This is a genomic window from Tistlia sp. (assembly GCF_040905785.1).
In the GTDB taxonomy this organism is placed as follows: domain Bacteria; phylum Pseudomonadota; class Alphaproteobacteria; order Kiloniellales; family DSM-21159; genus Tistlia.
On the sequence record NZ_JBBDQW010000073.1, the window covers coordinates 1 to 18,772 of the forward strand.

20 protein-coding genes are annotated in these 18,772 nt (G+C 72.0%); 13 read left to right on the forward strand and 7 right to left on the reverse strand.

Features of this window, described 5'->3' with window-relative positions:
- The 4 genes from yidC to rpmH all read right to left on the reverse strand — a co-directional run.
- Positions 1-1,408: membrane protein insertase YidC (yidC, locus tag WD341_RS17000; RefSeq protein WP_368426675.1), on the reverse strand; the 1,408-nt coding region annotated here is incomplete at its 3' end.
- A 10-nt stretch (positions 1,409-1,418) separates the two neighbouring features.
- Complete coding sequence (yidD, locus tag WD341_RS17005; protein ID WP_368426676.1) at positions 1,419-1,763, reverse strand: membrane protein insertion efficiency factor YidD; 345 nt, start codon at positions 1,761-1,763, stop codon at positions 1,419-1,421.
- A complete protein-coding gene (gene rnpA / locus WD341_RS17010) occupies positions 1,760-2,167 on the reverse strand; it encodes a ribonuclease P protein component (protein WP_368426677.1) in 408 nt (135 codons plus the stop codon). Before rnpA ends, yidD begins: the two co-directional genes overlap by 4 nt.
- 12 nt (positions 2,168-2,179) lie before the next feature.
- Positions 2,180-2,314, reverse strand: a complete 135-nt coding sequence (gene rpmH, locus WD341_RS17015) for a 50S ribosomal protein L34 (protein WP_368426678.1) — start codon at positions 2,312-2,314, stop codon at positions 2,180-2,182.
- Between the two features lie 187 nt (positions 2,315-2,501).
- Here rpmH and WD341_RS17020 point away from each other — a divergent pair, with 187 nt between their 5' ends.
- From WD341_RS17020 to WD341_RS17030, 3 genes are all read left to right on the forward strand, one after another.
- Positions 2,502-3,983: an NAD(P)/FAD-dependent oxidoreductase gene (locus WD341_RS17020; protein WP_368426679.1), complete on the forward strand. Its 1,482-nt coding sequence runs from the start codon at positions 2,502-2,504 to the stop codon at positions 3,981-3,983.
- A gap of 62 nt (positions 3,984-4,045) precedes the next feature.
- Positions 4,046-5,476 carry a PAS domain-containing sensor histidine kinase gene (locus WD341_RS17025; protein ID WP_368426680.1) on the forward strand — a complete coding sequence of 477 codons (1,431 nt, stop codon included), beginning with the start codon at positions 4,046-4,048 and terminating at the stop codon, positions 5,474-5,476.
- A 145-nt stretch (positions 5,477-5,621) separates the two neighbouring features.
- Positions 5,622-5,822, forward strand: a complete 201-nt coding sequence (locus tag WD341_RS17030) for a hypothetical protein (protein ID WP_368426681.1) — start codon at positions 5,622-5,624, stop codon at positions 5,820-5,822.
- 34 nt (positions 5,823-5,856) lie between these two features.
- On the opposite strand, the gene WD341_RS17035 is transcribed toward WD341_RS17030, so the two are convergent.
- Entirely contained in the window at positions 5,857-6,531 is a 675-nt protein-coding gene (locus WD341_RS17035; RefSeq protein ID WP_368426682.1) for a GntR family transcriptional regulator, read from the reverse strand.
- A 208-nt stretch (positions 6,532-6,739) separates the two neighbouring features.
- Between WD341_RS17035 and WD341_RS17040 the strand changes: the two genes are divergently transcribed.
- The 6 genes from WD341_RS17040 (at position 6,740) to WD341_RS17065 (ending at position 12,300) form a co-directional block, all read left to right on the forward strand.
- Positions 6,740-7,939 carry an alanine--glyoxylate aminotransferase family protein gene (locus WD341_RS17040; protein ID WP_368426683.1) on the forward strand — a complete coding sequence of 400 codons (1,200 nt, stop codon included), beginning with the start codon at positions 6,740-6,742 and terminating at the stop codon, positions 7,937-7,939.
- Between the two features lie 64 nt (positions 7,940-8,003).
- Positions 8,004-9,002 carry a TRAP transporter substrate-binding protein gene (locus tag WD341_RS17045; protein ID WP_368426684.1) on the forward strand — a complete coding sequence of 333 codons (999 nt, stop codon included), beginning with the start codon at positions 8,004-8,006 and terminating at the stop codon, positions 9,000-9,002.
- Positions 9,003-9,139: 137 nt separating this feature from the next.
- On the forward strand, positions 9,140-9,733 hold the full coding sequence (locus WD341_RS17050) for a TRAP transporter small permease (RefSeq protein ID WP_368426685.1): 594 nt from the start codon (positions 9,140-9,142) through the stop codon (positions 9,731-9,733).
- Positions 9,734-9,736: 3 nt separating this feature from the next.
- Positions 9,737-11,017, forward strand: a complete 1,281-nt coding sequence (locus WD341_RS17055; protein WP_368426686.1) for a TRAP transporter large permease — start codon at positions 9,737-9,739, stop codon at positions 11,015-11,017.
- Positions 11,018-11,024: 7 nt separating this feature from the next.
- Entirely contained in the window at positions 11,025-11,834 is an 810-nt protein-coding gene (locus tag WD341_RS17060) for an enoyl-CoA hydratase (RefSeq protein WP_368426687.1), read from the forward strand.
- A gap of 28 nt (positions 11,835-11,862) precedes the next feature.
- On the forward strand, positions 11,863-12,300 hold the full coding sequence (locus tag WD341_RS17065) for a heme-binding protein (protein ID WP_368426688.1): 438 nt from the start codon (positions 11,863-11,865) through the stop codon (positions 12,298-12,300).
- Positions 12,301-12,336: 36 nt separating this feature from the next.
- On the opposite strand, the gene WD341_RS17070 is transcribed toward WD341_RS17065, so the two are convergent.
- Together WD341_RS17070 and WD341_RS17075 are read right to left on the reverse strand one after the other, a co-directional pair.
- Positions 12,337-13,578: a class I SAM-dependent rRNA methyltransferase gene (locus tag WD341_RS17070; RefSeq protein WP_368426689.1), complete on the reverse strand. Its 1,242-nt coding sequence runs from the start codon at positions 13,576-13,578 to the stop codon at positions 12,337-12,339.
- A gap of 87 nt (positions 13,579-13,665) precedes the next feature.
- Positions 13,666-14,859, reverse strand: a complete 1,194-nt coding sequence (locus WD341_RS17075; RefSeq protein WP_368426690.1) for a multidrug effflux MFS transporter — start codon at positions 14,857-14,859, stop codon at positions 13,666-13,668.
- A gap of 124 nt (positions 14,860-14,983) precedes the next feature.
- On the opposite strand from WD341_RS17075, the gene WD341_RS17080 reads away from it, so the two are divergent.
- The 4 genes from WD341_RS17080 (at position 14,984) to WD341_RS17095 (ending at position 18,725) form a co-directional block, all read left to right on the forward strand.
- Positions 14,984-16,027 carry a DUF6635 family protein gene (locus WD341_RS17080; RefSeq protein ID WP_368426691.1) on the forward strand — a complete coding sequence of 348 codons (1,044 nt, stop codon included), beginning with the start codon at positions 14,984-14,986 and terminating at the stop codon, positions 16,025-16,027.
- Positions 16,028-16,132: 105 nt separating this feature from the next.
- The gene (locus tag WD341_RS17085) at positions 16,133-16,870 is read left to right on the forward strand and encodes a Crp/Fnr family transcriptional regulator (protein WP_368426692.1); all 738 of its coding nucleotides are present in this window, start codon (positions 16,133-16,135) and stop codon (positions 16,868-16,870) included.
- A 209-nt stretch (positions 16,871-17,079) separates the two neighbouring features.
- Entirely contained in the window at positions 17,080-17,907 is an 828-nt protein-coding gene (locus tag WD341_RS17090; protein ID WP_368426693.1) for an ABC transporter ATP-binding protein, read from the forward strand.
- On the forward strand, positions 17,904-18,725 hold the full coding sequence (locus WD341_RS17095; RefSeq protein ID WP_368426694.1) for an ABC transporter permease: 822 nt from the start codon (positions 17,904-17,906) through the stop codon (positions 18,723-18,725). Before WD341_RS17090 ends, WD341_RS17095 begins: the two co-directional genes overlap by 4 nt.
- Positions 18,726-18,772: the final 47 nt, after the last annotated feature.

Sequence of the window (18,772 nt, forward strand, 5' to 3'; positions counted from 1 at the left end):
GCATCTCGATGGTGACGAACAGCACCTTGTAGAGCGCGAAGAAGACCGGGATCTGGATGATCACCGGCAGGCAGCCGCTGATCGGGTTGGCGCCCTCGCGCTTGTAGAGGGCCATGACCTCCTGGTTGAGGCGCTGCTTGTCGTCGCTGAAACGCTCGCGCAGCTTCATGATCTCCGGCTGCAGCTTCCGCATCCGCGCCATCGACTTGTAGGACTTGTTGGCGAGCGGGAAGAACAGCAGCTTGATGCCGACCGTCAGGATCAGGATCGCCACGCCGAAGTTGCCGATCACGCCGTACAGCCAGTGCAGCGCCAGGAAGATCGGCTTGGTCAGGAAGTAGAACCAGCCGAAGTCGACGGCCAGGTCGAACTTCTCGATGCCGTAGCGCTCGGCGTAGTCGTCGAGCAGCGTCGCCCGCTTGGCGCCGGCGTAAAGGCGGCTGGTCGTCTCCAGCGTGCCGCCCTCGACGAGGGAGTCGGTCTCGTAGAGGAAATCCGACTGGTACTTGTCGCGGCCGTTGGCGGCGCTGTGCACGAAGCGGCCGGTGACGGCGCGGCGCTGGTCGGGCACCAGGGTCGCCATCCAGTACTTGTCCGTGATGCCGAGCCAGCCGCCGGTGCTCTGGTAGGTCACCGTGCCCTCGTCCTGGGCGTCGTCGTAGTCGACCTCCTTCAGGGTCTCGTCGAGCACGCCGACCATGCCCTCGTGCAGCAGGTAGAAGCCCGCCGTCTCGGGGGTGCCGCTGCGCGAGACGAGGCCGAAGGGCGCGACCTGGAGCGTCGCGCCACTGCCGTTGCTGACCCGCTGGGTGACGGTGAAGAGGTAGTCCCGGTCGACCTCGAAGGTCTGCTCGAAGACCAGGCCCTGGCCGTTGTCCCAGCTGAGCGTCACCGGGCTCTCGGGCGTCAGCGTCTCGCCATCGGCCCGCCAGCGGGTATCGGGGCCGGGGAGCGCCGCCCCGCCGCCGCTCGCGGCCCAGCCGAACTCGGCGAAATAGGCGTCGGCCGTGCCGCTCGGATTGAGCAGGACGATGTTCGGGCTCTGAGGCTCGACGGTCTCGCGGTAGCGCTTCAGCACCAGGTCGTCGAGCTTGGCCCCGACCAGCGAGATCGAGCCGCGCAGCGTCGGCGTGTCGATCGCCACGCGCGGCGCCGCCTCCAGCGCCTGCTCGCGGCTCTGCACCGCGCCGGCCTCCGCGCCGATCGCAGCGTCGAGCGACCGGCTGGTCGCCGGCTCGCCGGTACCAACGTCGCCGGCGACGCCGGGTCGGGTGTCGAGCTCGCCGCTCTGCTGCGTCTCGACCGGCTGCTCGCGCTGCGGGCCTTCGAAGAAGACGTTGAATCCGACCAGAATGGCTACGGAGAGAGCGATCGCCAGAAGCAGATTGCGCTGGTTGCCACCGTCCATGGTTCGTCTCTCAAGCCTTCTGTTCGTGTACGGGCCGCGCCTCTGCGCCCCGGTCGGCGTGCCGAGGCGGGGTACCCTCCGGCGCGGGGTCGTGGCGAGGCGCGGGAACGGGATCGTAGCCGCTGCCCCCCAGGGGATGGCAGCGGGCGATCCGACGCAGCCCCAGGGCGAGCCCGACGACCGGGCCGCGCAGCCGGATCGCCTCGATCGTGTACTCCGAGCAGCTCGGCAGGAAACGGCAGCGCGGTCCGAGCAGCGGCGACAGGGTGTAGCGGTAGACCTGGATCGGGCCGATCAGCAGCCACTCCAGGGCCTGGCCGAGCAGGCCGGAGCCCCGCTTTTCGCCGCCCCTCACGACGACCGGGTCCGGGCGTCGTCCCGGCGGTCCGGCCGGCTGTCCGGGCCCCGGCGTTCCGGACGCGGCCGCGCGACCCGCTCCAGCGCGACCATGAGGTCCCGTTCCAGCGCATCGAACGGACGGGCCACCGTGGCCGCGCGCGCGATCAGGACGTAGTCGGTGTCACCCCTGCCGGCCTCCGGCAGCAGCCGCTCGGCGAGCGCCCGCAAGCGGCGCCGGGCGCGATTGCGCACCACTGCGCCGCCGACCTTTCGGCTGGCGGTCAGGCCGTAACGCAGGCCTTCGCGCGCCTCGGGACGATGCAGCGCCTGCAGCACCAAGCCGGGCGTGGCCCACTTGCGACCCTGCCCGGCGACCGTAAGGAACTCGCGCCGCTGCTTCAGCCGCTCGATGCCGGGCACCGGCCGGATTCCTCAGGCAGACAGACGCTTGCGGCCCCTGGCGCGGCGGCGTGCGATGACCCGTCGGCCGGCGACCGTCGCCATGCGGCTGCGGAAGCCGTGGCGACGCTTGCGGACGAGCACGCTGGGCTGATACGTGCGCTTCACGTTGTTTTCTCCGAAATTCAACCGTTTCGCGGAATGCGCGGCTGTATAGAAGTGGCGGGGGCCGCTGTCAACGCAAAGCGGCCCGTACGCCCGGCACCGGGCCGGCAAGGGACCGGGGCGGCGCCCCTGCCGACACCCGGCCGCACCGTACCACATGGGGACCGGCAAGCGCGCCGGAAAGCAGAGGATGGCCGAGAGCACCGAGAGGACGCCGAAGCGGGCGAGCGCCGAGACGGGCCGGGAGCCCGCGCGGGCCGACCTCTGCGTGATCGGCGCCGGCTCGGCCGGCCTCTCGATCGCCGCCGGCGCCAGCCAGCTCGGCGCCCGGGTCGTGCTGGTCGAACAGGGCGCGATGGGCGGCGACTGCCTGAACGTCGGCTGCGTGCCCTCGAAGGCCCTGCTGGCGGCGGCCCGCGCCGCCAGCCTGGGTGCCAGGGCGGCGCCCCTGGGCGTCGCCTACGCGGCACCGGAGATCGACTTCGCCGCGGTGATGCGCCACGTCCGCGGCGTCGTCGCCGGCATCGCGCCGATGGATTCCGAGGAGCGCTACGCCGCCCTGGGCCTGCGGGTGCTGCGCGGCCACGCCCGCTTCCTCGACCCGGGCAGCCTGGTCGTCGAGGGCGGGGAGGCCGGCCCTGCCCCGCGCGTCGCCGCCCGGCGCTTCGTGCTGGCGACCGGCTCCCGCCCCGCGATACCGCCGGTGCCGGGCCTGGAGGGCGTCGCCTACCTGACCAACGAGACGGTCTTCCAGCTGAGCGCCCTGCCCCGCCGCCTTCTGGTGCTCGGCGGCGGCGCGGTCGGCTGCGAGCTCGGCCAGGCCTTCCGCCGACTCGGCGCCGAGGTCACCCTGGTCGAGCGCGACCGCCTCCTGACCGGCGAGGATCCCGAACTGGTCGAGCCGCTGCGCCGGCAGCTGCTGGCCGAGGGCGCCGGGCTGGTCGAGGGCGCCCGGGTCGTGCGGGTCGAACCGGACGGCGAGGGCCTGGCCCTGCTGCTGGACGGCGGGGCGAGGCTGGTCGGCAGCCACCTGCTGGTCGCGACCGCCCGCACCACGGACTTCGCCGGCCTCGGGCTGGAGGCCGCGGGCGTTGCGCTGGACGGCGGGCGCCTGCGTCTCGACGGCCGGCTGCGCACCACCAACCGCCGCATCTTCGCCGCCGGCGACGCGGCCGGCGGGCCCTGTCTCACGCACCTGGCCGGCCATCACGCCGGCGTGGTCCTGAAGAACGCGCTGTTCCGCCTGCCGGCGCGGCCCGAGCGCAGCGCCCTGCCGCGCGTCATCTACGGCGAGCCGGAGCTCGCCCAGGTCGGCCCGACCGAGGCGGAGGCGCGCGCGCGGAACCTGCGCTTCGAGATCCTGCGCGCGCCCTTCTTCGAGAACGACCGCGCCCGCTGCGAGGGCGAGACCGGCGGCCTGGTCAAGGCGCTGGTCTCGCCCAGTGGGCGTGTCCTGGGGGCCGGCATCGTCGGGGCCCAGGCCGGCGAGCTGATCCTGCCCTGGGTGCTGGCCGTCGGCGGCCGCCGCAGGATCGGCGAGCTGGCCCAGGCGATCGTGCCCTACCCGACCCGCTCCGAGGCGAGCAAGCGGGCGGCGGCCGGCTATTTGCTGCCGCGCCTCTTCTCGGAGCGCACGCGGCGCCTGGTGCGGCTGCTGTCCCGGCTGGGCTGAGACCTCGGCCCGCTGCGGGCGTCGCTTTCGGCTTTCTCGGTTTCGCCCTAGACTGACGCGCGATGCTACGCGCCAAAGTCGCCATGCCCTCACCGCTGCGCAGCCTCTCCGCGAAGCTGCTGCTGCTCACCGTGGCCTTCGTCATGGTGGCCGAGGTGCTGATCTTCGCGCCCTCGATCGGCCGCTTCCGCGAAGCCTTCCTGACCCAGCGCCTGGCCAGCGCGCACCTCGCGATCCTGGCGCTGCAGGGCGCGCCCGACCAGAACGTCGGCGCCGACCTGGAGGCCGAGCTGCTGAGGCACGTCGGTGCCTACCTGGTCGCGCTCGAGGACCCGCGGGTCGGCCGCCGCCTGCTGCTGACCCTGGACATGCCGCCGGCGATCGACTCGGTCAGCACCTTGGAGGAGGAGGACTTCCTCGATTCCATCGGCGCCGCCTTCGGCACGCTCCTGAGCTCCGGCGATCGCGTCCTGCGCATCATCGGCACCTCGCCCGAGGACGGGGTATCGACCGTCGATCTGCTGATCAACGAGGCGCCGATGCGCCGCGAGATGGTTAACTTCGGTTACCGGGTCCTGGCGCTGTCCCTGGCCATCTCCCTCTTCACCGCGGCCCTGATCTATCTCAGCCTGCACCTGCTGCTGGTCCGCCCGCTGCGCCGCATGACCGAGAGCATGGTCGCCTTCCGCGACGAGCCCGAGAACGCCGAGCGGCTGATCACGCCCTCGGGGCGCAGCGACGAGGTCGGCCTCGCCGAGGCCCAGCTGCGCGAGATGCAGGAGGCGCTCTGGGCCTCGCTGCACCAGAAGACCCGCCTCGCCGCGGTCGGCGTCGCCGTGACCAAGATAAGCCACGACCTGCGCAACATGCTGGCCACCGCCTCGCTGATCTCCGACCGCCTGGCCGCGAGCCAGGACCCTGACGTGCAGCGCTCCGCCGGCACCCTGATGACGACGCTGGACCGGGCGATCAACCTCTGCCGCCAGACCCTCAGCTTCACCCGCGAGGGGCCGGCGGTCCTGGAGCTGTCGAGCGTCGACCTCCACGCCCTCCTGAAGGAGGTCGGCGAGGAGCTGCCGGCCTCCCTGGCCGGCGCCGCGGAGTGGCACAACGCCGTGCCGCCGGGCACGCTGGTCGAGGCCGACCGCTCGCAGCTCTACCGGGTCTTCCACAACCTCGGCCTCAACGCGCTGCAGGCCGGCGCCGGCACCATCTGGATCGCCGCCGAGCGGCTCGACGGCAGCCTTGCGATTGAGCTGAGCGACAATGGGCCGGGACTGTCGCCGCGGGCGCGGGAGCGGCTGTTCCAGCCCTTCGTCGGCAGCGTCAAGAGCGGCGGCACCGGCCTCGGCCTGGCCATCGCCCGAGAGCTGGCCCGCGCCCACGGCGGCGAGCTGGAGCTGCGCCGCAGCGACGCCCAGGGCACCTGCTTCGGCCTCGTCCTGCCGGTCAGCCAGGCGCGGCCGAGACGACGCGGCGAGGCAGCCGAATGAGCGCCCGCGAGCGCCCCGCGGGATCGGCCGGATTGAGCCAGGTCAATGCCGCGACGGCGGCCGCCCTGGTAGCGACACCGCCGAGGGGACCGGGTCGGCCCGGCACCGGCACCGGCGCCGTTCGACGAGCGAGGAAGAGGGTGGAATGAGCGGTTCTGCGAGATTGATCATCGGCGCCGCGATCGGCGTGCTCGGCTTGGTCGGCCTGTTCCTGGCGGCGCGCGCGCCCCAGGCCGACGGCCTGCACGCCGCCGGCCTCTTCATGTTCGGCTTCGCCGTGCTCTACATCTACCTGCTGATGAAGCGCGCCTTCGATCTGGCCGACGAGGAGCGCCATCGGCGCTGAGCCCTTTCGGCGGCGACAAAAGGGTCGGCCGCGCTCAGCCTTCCGGGCCGAGCGCGCTGCGCAGCGAGTCGAGCTTGTGCAGGAAGTGGCTCTTCATGACCGCGCCCAGGCGCGCACCGTCGCGGGCTTCCAGCGCCTCGATGATCGAATCGTGCTCCTCGAGCGCCTCCTGCCAGCGCTCCAGCGCCAGGTTCGCCTGGTAGCGCGCCCAGCGGACCCGGTTGGCGACGGTCTGGTGCTGCTGGCGCAGCGTCGGGTTGCGCGAAGCGGCCAGGATCGCCCCGTGGATCTGCTGGTTCAGCTCGAAGTAGCGCGGGCGGTCGCCGGACCGGAAGGCCTCGCGCATCGCCTCGTGCAGCCGGCGCACGCTCGCGATCTCCTGGTCGCTGGCGCGCTGGGCGGCGAGCTCGCCGGCGATGCCCTCGAGCGCCGCGATCACCGGGAAGACCTCCTCGAGCTCGGCCAGGGTCGGTTCGGCGACGACCGCGCCGCGGTTCGGCACCAGCCGGACGTAGCCCTCGGCCGCCAACACCTTCAGGGCCTCGCGGACGGGCGTGCGCGAGACGCCGAAGCGCAGCGTCAGCGCCTTCTCCGGAACCTTGGCGCCGGGCCTCAGCTCGCCTTCCATGATCAGGCCGCGGATCAGGCCGGTCAGTTCGACCGCCAGCGCGGGCCGCGTCAGGGCCTCCGGTTGATCGACTGCGAACAAAGCTCCGCTCCACGCGACGCCATGAGCGCGGCAGGCACCCGGCCGAGGGTTCAGACGGTGCTTGACGCAATTATGAATTCATAATTCAATCGCTGCTCGATGAAAAGCGCTCCCGGCGCGCGCAGGCGGCGCGGCGGACATCCGCCGTCCCCCAGCTTCGCTTCGCAGCGGCCGGGCCGGCGGCGCCAGAGCTCAGGGAGATCGGCCGATGGCCACGTTGCAGGGACGCCATTTCCTCCAGATCCCGGGGCCGACCAATGTGCCGGACCGGGTGCTGCGGGCGATGGACCGGCCGACCATCGACCATCGCGGGCCGGAATTCCAGGCGCTGGCGACGCGCGTGCTGGCCGGCATCCGGACGATCTTCCAGACCGAGCAACCGGTCGTCATCTACCCGGCCTCCGGCACCGGGGCCTGGGAGGCGGCGCTGGTCAACACGCTCTCGCCGGGCGACCGCGTGCTGATGTTCGAGACCGGCCACTTCGCCAGCCTCTGGAAGACGCTCGCCGAGAAACTCGGGCTCCGGCCGGAGTTCCTCGAGGGCGACTGGCGCCAGGGCGCCGATCCGGCGGCCATCGAGGCGCGGCTGCGCGCCGACGAGGCCCACGAGATCAAGGCCGTCTGCATCGTCCACAACGAGACCTCGACGGGCTGCGTCTCCCCAATCGCTGACGTGCGCAAGGCGATCGACGCCGCCGGGCATCCCGCGCTGTACCTGGTCGACACCATCTCCTCCCTGGCCTCGCTCGACTACCGCCACGACGCCTGGGGCGTCGACGTCACGGTCGGCGGCTCCCAGAAAGGCCTGATGCTGCCCCCGGGCCTGTCCTTCAACGCGATATCGCAGAAGGCGCTGGCGGCCTCCAAGAGCGCCGGCCTGGCGCGCGCCTACTGGGACTGGGGCGAGATGCTGGCAATCAACGCCAAAGGCTTCTTCCCCTACACGCCGGCGACCAACCTGCTGTTCGGCCTCGAGGCGGCGCTCGAGATGCTGCACGAGGAGGGGCTGGAGCGGGTCTTCGAGCGCCACGCCCGCCACGGCGAGGCGACGCGCCGCGCGGTGCGGGCCTGGGGCCTTGAGGTGCTGTGCCGCGAGCCGGCGCACGCCTCCGGCTCGCTGACCGCGGTGATGATGCCGGACGGCCACGACGCCGACGGCTTCCGCGCGACGGTGCTGCAGAGCTTCAACATGTCGCTCGGCAACGGCCTTTCCAAGCTGGCCGGCCGGGTGTTCCGCATCGGCCATCTCGGCTTCTTCAACGACCTCTCGCTGATCGGCACCCTGGCCGGCGTCGAGATGGGCCTGAAGGCCGCGGGGGTGCCGCACGAGGCCGGGGGCGTCCAGGCGGCCATGGACGTCCTGGCGAAGCGCGGGGAGGCACCGGCCGCCTCGCACGCCGCCGAGTAGCAGGCGGACGGCCGTCCGGCGTGCAACGCCGGGCGGAACAACGAATGACGGGAGGATCGACACCATGAAGGCCACAGCACACCTGACCGGTATCGCGCTCGCGGCGCTCTGTGCGACCGCCGCAGCAACAGGCGCGCCGGGCGCCCAGGCACAGACCACCTTCAAGTTCGGCCACGTCGGCGAGCCGGGCTCGCTCTTCGAGACCTCGGCCAAGGAGTTCGCCCGCTGCGCCAACGAGGCCTTCGGCGACAAGGCGGAGGTCCAGGTGTTCGGGTCCTCGCAGCTCGGCAACGACCAGGAGCTGCTTCAGAAGCTGAAGCTGGGCCAGGTCCAGTTCTCGCTGCCCTCCTCGGTCATGAGCTCGGTTTCCGACACCTTCGGCGTCTTCGAGATGCCCTACATCATCCAGAACCGCGACCACATCCGGCGGGTCAGCCAGCAGATGGGCGACGTCTTCCAGGAAGCGGCTGGCTCGAAGGGTTACCGCATCCTGGCGTTCTGGGAGAACGGCTTCCGCAACATCACCAACAACACCCGCCCGATCGTGAAGCCCGAGGACCTGGAGGGGCTGAAGCTGCGCACGCCCAAGGGCGCCTGGCGCGTCAAGATGTTCCAGGCCTACGGCGCAAACCCCAGCCCGATGGCCTTCTCGGAGGTCTTCACGGCGCTTCAGACCGGCGTCATGGACGGCCAGGAGAACCCCCTGGCGCAGATCTGGTCGGCGAAGTTCCCGGAGGTGCAGAAGTACCTCTCGATGACCGGCCACGTTTACACGCCCGGCTACATCCTGACCACCCAGCAGCAGTACGACAGCTGGTCGGAGGAGCTGCGCGGCGCCATCGACGACTGCGCCGTCAGCACCCAGGAGTTCGTCTACGAGACCGCCGCCCAGCTCGACCGCGACCTGGTCGGCAAGATCGAGGAGATGGGCACCGAGGTGAACGAGGCCGACAAGCAGGCCTTCATCGACGCCTCGACCTCGATCTACGACGAGTTCGCCGCCTCGGTCGAGGGCGGCGAGGAGCTCGTCGAGAAGATCCAGGCGCTCGCCCAGGGTTCCTGAACCGACGGGGTTCCTGAACCGACGGGGCTCCTGAACCGACAGGGCTCCTGAACCGACAGGGGCCGCGGCGGCCGCCGCGGCCTCTTCTTCCTTGAACGACCGCTGACGGACCGGGCTCGGTCCGGGGGGAGCAGAGCTTGGGCAAGATCGGCCGGGTCCTCGGGGACCTGCTGTCCTGGGCGGTGATCGCGCTGATGATCGCGCTGACCGTCGTCGTGGTCGTCGCCGTGATCTACCGCAAGGCCGGCGCCTCCCTGTCCTGGTACGACGAGATCGCCTCGATCCTGCTGGCCTGGATCACCTACTACGGCTCGGCGCTCGCCGCGCTCAAGCGCAGCCATATCGGCGTCGACGACGTCCTGCGGCGGCTGCCCCTGGGCGCCCGCAAGGCGGCGGTGCTCGTCTCGGAGGTCCTGGTGGTCGGCTTCTTCCTGCTGCTCGCCTGGGCCGGCTGGAAGGTCCTCGTGGTGCTCGAGGGCATGTCCCTGATCAGCCTGACCTGGGTGCCGGTGCAGCTGACCCAGTCGGTGATCCCGATCGGCGCCCTGCTGTTCATCCTGACCGAGCTGCTCAGCCTGCCCCAGTACTGGCGCGACGTGATGGCCGGGCGCTCGACCGAGCACGCCGCCCTGGCCCACGGCGCCGTGCCCCAGGGCCCCGTTCCCCAGGGCCCCGTTCCCCAGGGCGCCGTCCCCAAGGGCGCTGACGACGACCGCAAGGGAGAGCGCTGAGCCATGGACCTGCTGGCGATCTTCCTGGCCCTGGTGGCGATGGTCCTGATCAACGTGCCGATCGCCATCGCCCTGGCGCTCTCGGCGGTGCTCGGGCTGTTCCTCTCCGAAGGCTTCTCGAGCCTGGTGACCGTCGCGCTCGACATGTACGACGGCGCCAACAAGTTCTCGCTGATCGCGATCCCGATGTTCGTGCTCGCCGGCGCGATCATGAACGCGACCGGCATCACCCGGCGCCTGATCGCCTTCGTCACGGCACTGGTCGGCTTCGTGCGCGGCGGGCTGGCCATGGTCTCGATCGGGGTCTCGCTGTTCTTCGCCGAGATCTCGGGCTCGGCGGTCGCCGACGTCGCGGCGACCGGCTCGATCCTAATCCCCGAGATGAAGAAGCGCGGCTACAGCGCGCCGCTGGCCGCCGCCGTCACCTCCTCCTCGGCCTCGCTGGCGATCATCATCCCGCCCTCGATCCCGATGATCCTCTACGCCGTCTCCGCCGGCACCTCGGTCGAGCAGCTGTTCGTCGCGGGCGTCGTGCCCGGCCTGATCGGCGCCGCCGGGCTGATGGGCGTCGCCTGGTGGCTGGCGCGCCGCTACAACCTGCCGGTCGAGGAGGCCTTCCGGTTCTCCCGGCTGCGCCGGACGCTCTTCGACTCGCTGCCGGCCTTCAGCCTGCCGGTGATCATCCTGGGCGGCATCTTCGGCGGCCTCGTCACGGCCACCGAGGGCGCCGGGCTGGCCGTCGTCGTGGCGATCGGCGTCGGCGTCTGGTACCGCGAGATCGACTGGCCGCAGCTCAAGGAGGCGATGCTGGAGGGCGGCATCCAGACCGCCGTGGTCATGCTGCTGGTCGCCGCCTCGGTGCTGATGGGCGGCTTCCTGACGCGCGCGCAGATCCCCCAGGAGATCGCCGCCGCGATCCTGGAGCTGACCGGCAACAAGTACGCGATCCTGCTGATCCTCAACGTCTTCTTCCTGATCATCGGGTTCTTCCTGCACTCGGCCGCGGCGATCATCCTGGTCGTGCCGATCGTCGTGCCGCTGATCCAGCAGGCCGGCATCGACCCGATCCACTTCGGCCTGGTCGTCACGCTCAACCTGGCGATCGGGCAGCAGACGCCGCCGGTCGCCAGCGTCCTGATCACCGCCTGCTCGATCGCCAAGGCGAACATCTGGGAGACCTCGAAGGTCAACCTGCCCTTCATCGCCGTGCTGCTCGTGGTATTGCTGCTCTGCACCTACGTGCCCGCGATCCCCCTGTTCCTGGTCGAACTCTTCTACAGATGAGCCGCCGATGACCGACGACAGCGACACCAAGGACGAGCTGCTCTACGAGGTGCGCGGCAGCACCGGCTGGGTCACGCTCAACCGGCCCGAGGCGCGCAACGCCCTGACCTTCGGCATGTACCGACGGCTGGCCGAGCTCTGCGCCGGCCTGCCCGCCCCCGGCGAGGCGCCGGACGCGGTCCGGGTGCTGGTGATCGCCGGCGCCGGCGGCCGGGCCTTCGCCGCCGGCACCGACATGCGCCAGTTCCGCGCCTTCGAGACGCCGCGCGACGCGCTCGACTACGAGCACAAGATCGACGAGGTGCTCGGCGCCGTCGAGGCCTGCCGCGTGCCCACCGTCGCGGCCCTGGCCGGCGCCTGCACCGGCGGCGGCGCCGGCATCGCCACGGCCTGCGACCTGCGGCTGGCGACCGCCGACCTGAAGTTCGGCTTCCCGATCGCGCGCACCCTGGGCAACACGCTCTCGATCGCCTCCCTGGCGCGGCTGTCGGCGCTGGCCGGCGCGGGGCGCGTCAAGGAGATGATCTTCACCGCCCGCCTGCTCGGCGCCGAGGAGGCGCTGGCCGCCGGCCTGGTCTCCGAGATCCTGCCCGACCAGGTGGCGCTGATGGCGCGCGCCGAGGCCCTGGCCGAGCAGCTCGCCGGGTACGCCCCGATCACCCTGCGCACGACCAAGGAGGCGCTGCGCCGCCTGCGCGTCGAGGGCGCGACGGCGAAGGACGAGGACCTCATCGTCGAGGCCTACATGAGCGCCGACTTCAAGGAGGGCATCGAGGCCTTCCTGGGCAAGCGCAAGCCGCAATGGAAGGGCCGCTGAGCGGGGCCCCGGAGGAGAGGACAGCGCCATGACCGAAGCCCTGACCCTGGACGCGGCGCGCCGCATCGTCGCCGCCGCCGCGCGCAAGGCCGGCGAGCTTGAGCTCAAGCCGCTGACCATCGCGGTGCTCGACGCCGGCGGCGCGATCCGGCTGCTGGAGCGCGCCGACGGCGCCAGCCCGATGCGCCCCGAGGTCGCCGTCGGCAAGGCCCACGGCGCCGTCGCCCTCGGCCTCGGCAGCCGGGCGCTGTTCAAGCGCGCCCAGGAGCAGCCCTACTTCATCCAGTCGATGAACGCGCTCGCCAAGGGCTCGCTGGTGCCGGTCCCGGGCGGCGTGCTGATCCGCGACGGCGCCGGCGGCGCGATCCTGGGCGCCGTCGGAATCACCGGCGACAGCTCGGACAACGACGAGGCCTGCGCGGTCGCCGGCATCGAGGCCGTGGGCCTGACCGCCGATCCGGGCTGATCCCTCGGCCGGCCCGCGGCCTGGGTCGCCGGAGGCTCAGTCCAGGGCGTAGAACAGGGCTTTGAGGTAGGCGCTCTCGGGCAGTGCCGGGTGGACCGGGTGGTCGGGCGCGGCACCGGCGGCGCGCAGCTGGCGGGCGTCGCGGCCGGCGTCGAACAGGCCGCGCCGGCACTGCTCGGCGAAGGCCGCCGCCTCGACGTGATGCGAGCAGGAGCAGAGCGTCAGGTAGCCGCCGGGCGCGACCACGCCGGCGGCGAGGCGCGCCAGCTTGCGGTAGGCGCGCAGCGCCTGGGGCAGGTCCTTCTTGCTCTTGGCGAAGGCCGGCGGGTCGGCGATCACCAGATCGAAGAGCTGCCCCTTGCGCTCCAGGAACTCCAGCGAAGCGAAGGCGTCAGACTTGCGGAACTCGATGCGGCCCTCGACGCCGTTCAGCGCCGCCGCCTGCTGGGCCAGGCGCAGGGCCGGGGCCGAGCGGTCGACCGCGACCACCTCGGCGGCGCCGGCCCGCGCCGCCTGGATCGCGAAGCCGCCGGCGAAGCTGTAGAGGTCGAGCACGCGCGCGCCCTTGCCGTCCGCCCCCTCGACGCCCCGCAGCAGGGCCGCGGCGAACTGCCGGTTGTCGCGCTGGTCGTAGAACCAGCCGGTCTTCTGGCCCTCGCCGAGGTCGGCCAGGAAGCGCGCGCCGTGCTCGTGGATCTCGACCGGCCCCTCGAGCCGCCCCTTGGCGGTGCGGCTGTAGCTCTCGACGCCCTCGAGCTGGCGCGCCGAGGAATCGTTGCGCAGCAGGATCACCCGCGGCGCCAGCAGCTCGTCGAGCGCGCCGAGCAGCAGGTCGAGGTGGGCGTCGATGCCTGCGACATTGACCTGCAGCACCAGATGGTCGCCGAAGCGGTCGATCACCGTGCCCGGCAGGCCGTCGGCCTCGGCGTGGACCAGGCGATAGAAGGGTCCCTCGACCAGGCTCTCGCGGATCGCCAGGGCGCGCCGCAGCCGGTCGCGGAACCAGCCGCCGTCGAGCACCACCTCCGGATCGCGCGACAGGCGGCGCGCCGCGATCAACGGATGGCGGTTGTAGAGAAAGGCGCCGAGGCGCTCGCCGTTGGCCGTGGCGAAGCGCACGACGCTGCCCGGCGGCAAGGTCTTGGCCTCGCCCTCCATGACGATCTCGTTGGAATAGATCCAGGGGTGGCCGCCGCGCACCCGCTTCTCGGCCTGGGGCTTGAGCCGCAGGGTCGGGCGTTCGGCCAGGGACGGACCGCCGGTTGCTTCTGATGTCATCGGGCGCGGAGCATAGTCGCTGCCGCGCGCCTGTCTACAGCCGGCTAGGCCAGGCGCCAGACGATTTGGCGGCCAGGCGCCAGGCGATCAGGCGGCGGGCAGGCGCCGGACGATCAGGCGGTGGGCCAGCACGGCGACCAGGCCGGCGCCCGCGATCGCCGCCATCATGACCAGCGGGCCGCCGTCCTGGAAGCGCCCGACCAGGGCGCCAAGCACCGCCGCGCCGGCCATCTGCAGGAAGCCCATCAGCCCCGAGGCGGCGCCGGCCATGCGCGGGAAGGGGTTGATCGCGCCGGCCGTGGCGTTGGGCAGGGCGAAGCCGCTGCCGAAGAAGAAGAGCGCCGCCGGCGCGACGACGCTGGCGACGGTGAAGACGCCGGCCAGGGCGAGCGCCAGCCCGGCCAGGCCGCCGGCCAGCTGGAAAACGTTGCCGAGCGCGATGGTGCGGTCGATGCCGAGGCGGGTCGTCACCCGTCCGCCGCCGAAGCTGCCCGACATGTAGCCGAGCACCGCCGCGCTGAAGCAGTAACCGTACTGGTCGGGCCGCAGGCCCAGGCCGTCGATCAGGGCGAAGGAGGAACCGGAGATGAAGGCGAAGAGGCCGCCGTAGCTGCCGGCGATGACCAGCACGTAGCCGCGGAAACGCACCTCGCCCAGCAGGTGCCGGTAGTTCGAGGCCAGGCCGCGCGGCCGGATCGCCTGGAGGTCTGGGGCGAGATTGGTCTCGGGCAGCACCAGGACCACGCCGGCCAGGGCGACCAGGCCGAAGACGAGCAGCGCCAGGAAGGTCGCCTGCCAGCCGAAGTGGGTGGTCAGCCAGCCACCGAGGATCGGCGCCAGGGCCGGCGCGACCGCCATGGCCATGGCCAGGAAGGACATCACCCGCGCCGCCTCCTGCGGCCGGTAGACGTCGCGCACGATGGCCCGTCCGATCACGGCGCCCGCGCAGGCGCCGAGCGCCTGCAGGAAGCGGGCGAGGATCAGCAGCTCCATACTGGGCGCGAAGGCGCAGGCTAGGCTCGCCGCCAGGTAGACCGCCAGGGCGCCGAACAGCACCGGCCGGCGGCCGAAGCGGTCGCTGAGCGGCCCGTGCGCCAGCATCGCCAGCGCGAAGCCGAGCAGGAACACCGAGAGCGTCAGCTGGGCGGCGCCGGAATCGGCGCCGAAGGCGCGCGCGATCGACGGCAGCGCCGGCAGGTAGAGGTCGGTCGAGGCGGGGCCGAAGGCGACCAGCAGGATCAGCAGGATCGTCACCGGCCGCGAGCGCGGAGCGAAGGCCATCGCCGGCTTATAGAGGATCGGCGGCGCGTCGCCAGTGGGTCGCGTCCACGGCGTTGCGGTCGGACTGGGAGGGGGCTGGGGGGTGGGCTGGCGCGGAGCCGCCGGCGACACCATACCTATGGCCATGAGCGACTCCGCCGAGCTGCCCCCGGCCACGGACTTCGCGGCGATCCCGCCGCCGAACCTGCCCGTCGACGCCTCGCTGGCACGCCGGGCGGTGCGCGGCGGCATCGAGCGCTACTGCGCCGAGCGGCGCGCCGCGATCGACCCCTTCGTTAAGCGCACCTTCGGGCTGCGCGGCGCCCTGGCGCTGCATCGCCACGCCTTCGGCTGGGACCTGCTGCGCGCGCCCGCGAACATGCTCCTGGCGATCCCGGTGCTGGCCGCGCGCAGCGGCGCCCACGCCGCGCGGCGCGGCGGCCTGGAGGGCCTGGCCGGGCGTCTGGAGCGCAATCCCAGCTTCCTGCGCACGGCCGTCGCCGGCGAGCTGGAGTGGCGCCTCTTCACCGAGTTCCTGGAGCTGCCCTATGCGCAGCACGGGCCCGACGGCGCGCCGCTGCGGAGCAGCGACAAGGATGCCCTGGCGCTGGCGATCCTCGCCGACGCCGACCTGGCGGCGGCACTCGAGGCGATGCTGAAGTCGATCGGCCGCAAGGCCGACGACCCCGCCTTCCGCGGCTGGCTGACCGACTCGCTGGAGACCTACGTCGACAGCCGCACCGCGGCGGCGGAGCTGACCAACGCGCTGCTGTCGGCCGGCATCGGCGCGCTGGTCGCCAAGCAGTGGACGCCGGGCGCCCTGACCCTGGGGCCGGTGCTCGCCCACATGGTGGCGCAGCAGATGGCGATCGCCAGCTTCCCCCTCGGCGCCTGGGCCGGCGGCCTGTGGTACGGCCTGTTCCCGGCGGCCGCGCCCTTTGTCGCCGGCGCCTCGGCGGTCGGCGGCGTACTGGTGCTCGGCGCCGCCGCGACAGCCTTCTCCGGCGTTGTCGCCGACCCCCTGCAGGCCCGGCTCGGCCTGCACCAGCGCCGCCTGCGCCGCTTCGTCGATGCCCTGGAGGGGCGCCTGACCGAGGAGCGCGGCGACTTCGCCCTGCGCGACCACTATCTCGCGCGCCTGTTCGACCTGCTCGACCTGATCGGCGCCGCGGCCAAGTTCGCCCGCTGACCTCCCTTAACGGCCTGAAATCCCGACTCTTTCTTAACCTACGTTAGACGCTCGGCTCGCCGGCGTGGGATACAAACCGGTTTTCGCCGCAACGGTGGGGACCGGATGCCACGCTATCTGATCCGCAAGCTCGAGCAGGTCGCCCTGCTGTCGCCGGAGGACAGGCGGCTGATCGAGGAGCTCGCCCACAGGCGCACCTTCAGGCTTGCCGCCGGCGAGGAGCTGGCCGCCGAAGGCGATCGGCCGGCCGCCCCTCGCCTGTTCCTCGAGGGCTGGGCCTGCCGCAGCAAGTCCTTCGCCGACGGACGGCGCCAGATCGTCGGCCTGCTGCTGCCGGGCGACTTCTTCGACCTGAACCTGGACTTGCTCCAGGCGATGGACCACTCGGTGGCCGCGGTGACCCCGGTCCTGCTGGCCGAGATCCGGCGCGACGCGCTGGAGGGGCTGGCCGAGCGGCGGCCCGCCCTCGCCCGCGCCCTCGCCTGGGACACCCTGGTCCAGGCCTCGATCCAGCGCGAGTGGACGCTGAACGTCGGCCGGCGCACGGCGCTCGAGCGGGTCGCCCACCTGCTCTGCGAGATATTCCGGCGCCTCGAGGCGGTCGGCCTGACCGAGGGCGCGGCCTGCGAGCTGCCGCTGAACCAGACCGAGCTGGCCGACGCGACCGGCCTGTCGGTGGTCCACGTCAACCGCGTGCTGCGGCGGCTGCGCATCGCCGGCCTGCTGCGCCTGCGCGGCCGACAGATGGAGCTGCCGGACCTGCCGGCGCTGAACCGCCTCGCCCTGTTCAGCCCGGGCTACCTGCACCTGGCGCGTCCGAAACCGGAGGCCTCGATCCGCTGATTCGGCGGGCCGCCGGCGCCGAGCGGGCGCTCGCCGGCGGCTGGACCAGCGACGCGTTCGGCCTCGAGGCCGTCGGGCGGACCGCCGCCCTGCTCGCCGGACTCAGCCTGCTGCTGGCCCTCGCCCTGGCCCGTGGCGGCGGGCGCGGCGGCGGGCGCGGCGACGGCCGAACCCTGGTTACCGCCCCGACGAAGCGCTATATGCGCTCGGTGACCCAGCAGCCTCCCTCCTCCACGCCCGCGACCGCCGGGCCGCCCGCGATCGAGGTCCGCGACCTGTCGAAGCGCTTCGGCGATGCCCTGGCGGTCGACGGGCTGAGCTTCTCGGTCGTCGCCGGCGAAACCGTCGCCCTGCTCGGCGGCAACGGCGCCGGCAAGACCACGACGATCTCGATGCTGCTCGGCCTGCTGCTGCCGAGCGGCGGCAGCGTCGAGCTGCTCGGCTGCGACATGGCGCGCCATCCGCACCGGGTGCTGCACCGGATCAACTTCTCCAGCCCCTACGTCGACCTGCCGCGACGCCTGACCGTCGGCCAGAACCTGCGCTTCTTCGCGCGGCTCTACGGCGTGCCCGACGCCAGGGCGCGCCTGGAGCAGCTCGGCCGCGAGCTCGACCTCAAGCCGCTCTGGCAGAAGCGCACCGGCCAGCTCTCGGCCGGCCAGAAGACCCGCGTCTCGGTCGCCAAGGCGATGATCAACCGGCCCGAGGTGCTGCTGCTCGACGAGCCGACCGCCTCGCTCGATCCCGACACCGCCGACTGGCTGCGCAGCTACCTGGAGCGCTACCAGGCCGAGCGCCGGGTCGCGATCCTGCTGGCCAGCCACAACATGGCCGAGGTCGAGCGCCTGTGCGACCGGGTCGTCATGATGAAGGCCGGCCGCCTGGTCGACGAGGCGACGCCAGCGGCCCTCCTCAAGAAGTACGGCCGCGACAATCTCGAGGAGGTCTTCCTCGACATCGCCCGCGACCGCCGCGCCGAGCCGCGCGCCGGGGATTCCGCCGGCCGGGCCCTCGGCGACAGCGAGGCGGCGCGATGATCGACGACAGCGTCGCCCCCAATAGCTCCGTCGCCGGCCGCATCGGCGCGATGGTGCTGCGCCATCTCTTCCTGATGCGCAGCTCCTGGCCGCGCGTGCTCGAGCTGATGTACTGGCCGACCATCCAGATGATCCTCTGGGGCTTCGTCACGCTCTACCTGCTGCAGCATTCCACGGTGATCGCCAACGCCGCAGGCATCCTGGTCACGGCCGTGCTGCTCTGGGACGTGCTGTTCCGCGGCCAGCTCGGCTTCTCGCTGTCCTTCCTCGAGGAGATCTGGTCGCGCAACCTCGGCAACCTGGCGGTCAGCCCGCTCAGGCCCCACGAGCTGCTGGCGGCCCTGATGGTCATGTCGGTGCTGCGCACCCTGGTCGGCATCCTGCCGGCGACCGGTCTCGCGATCCTGTTCTACGGCGTCTCGGTCTACGAGCTGGGCCTGCCGCTGGTCGCCTTCTTCTCCTGCCTGCTGATCATGGGCTGGGCGCTCGGCATGCTGGTCTCGGCGCTGATCCTGCGGGTCGGGCAGGGTGCGGAGTCCGTGGCCTGGCTGGCGATCTTCCTGCTCGCGCCGATCTCCTCGATCTACTACCCGGTCGCCGTGCTGCCCGAGTGGCTGCAGTGGATCGCCTGGTGCTTTCCGATGACGCCGACCTTCGAGGGCATGCGCGCGATCCTGATCGAGGGCAGCTTCCGTCCCGACCTGCTGGTCCACGCCCTGGCGCTCAACGTCGTCTACCTGGTGATCGGCGCCGCCGTCTTCCTCTATTCCTTCCGCGTCGCGCGGCGGCACGGCCTGCTGCTGCAGCAGGGGGAATAGCGCTTTCACGCCCCTCGACAGGCTCGGGACGAAGCGGACGTAAGCAC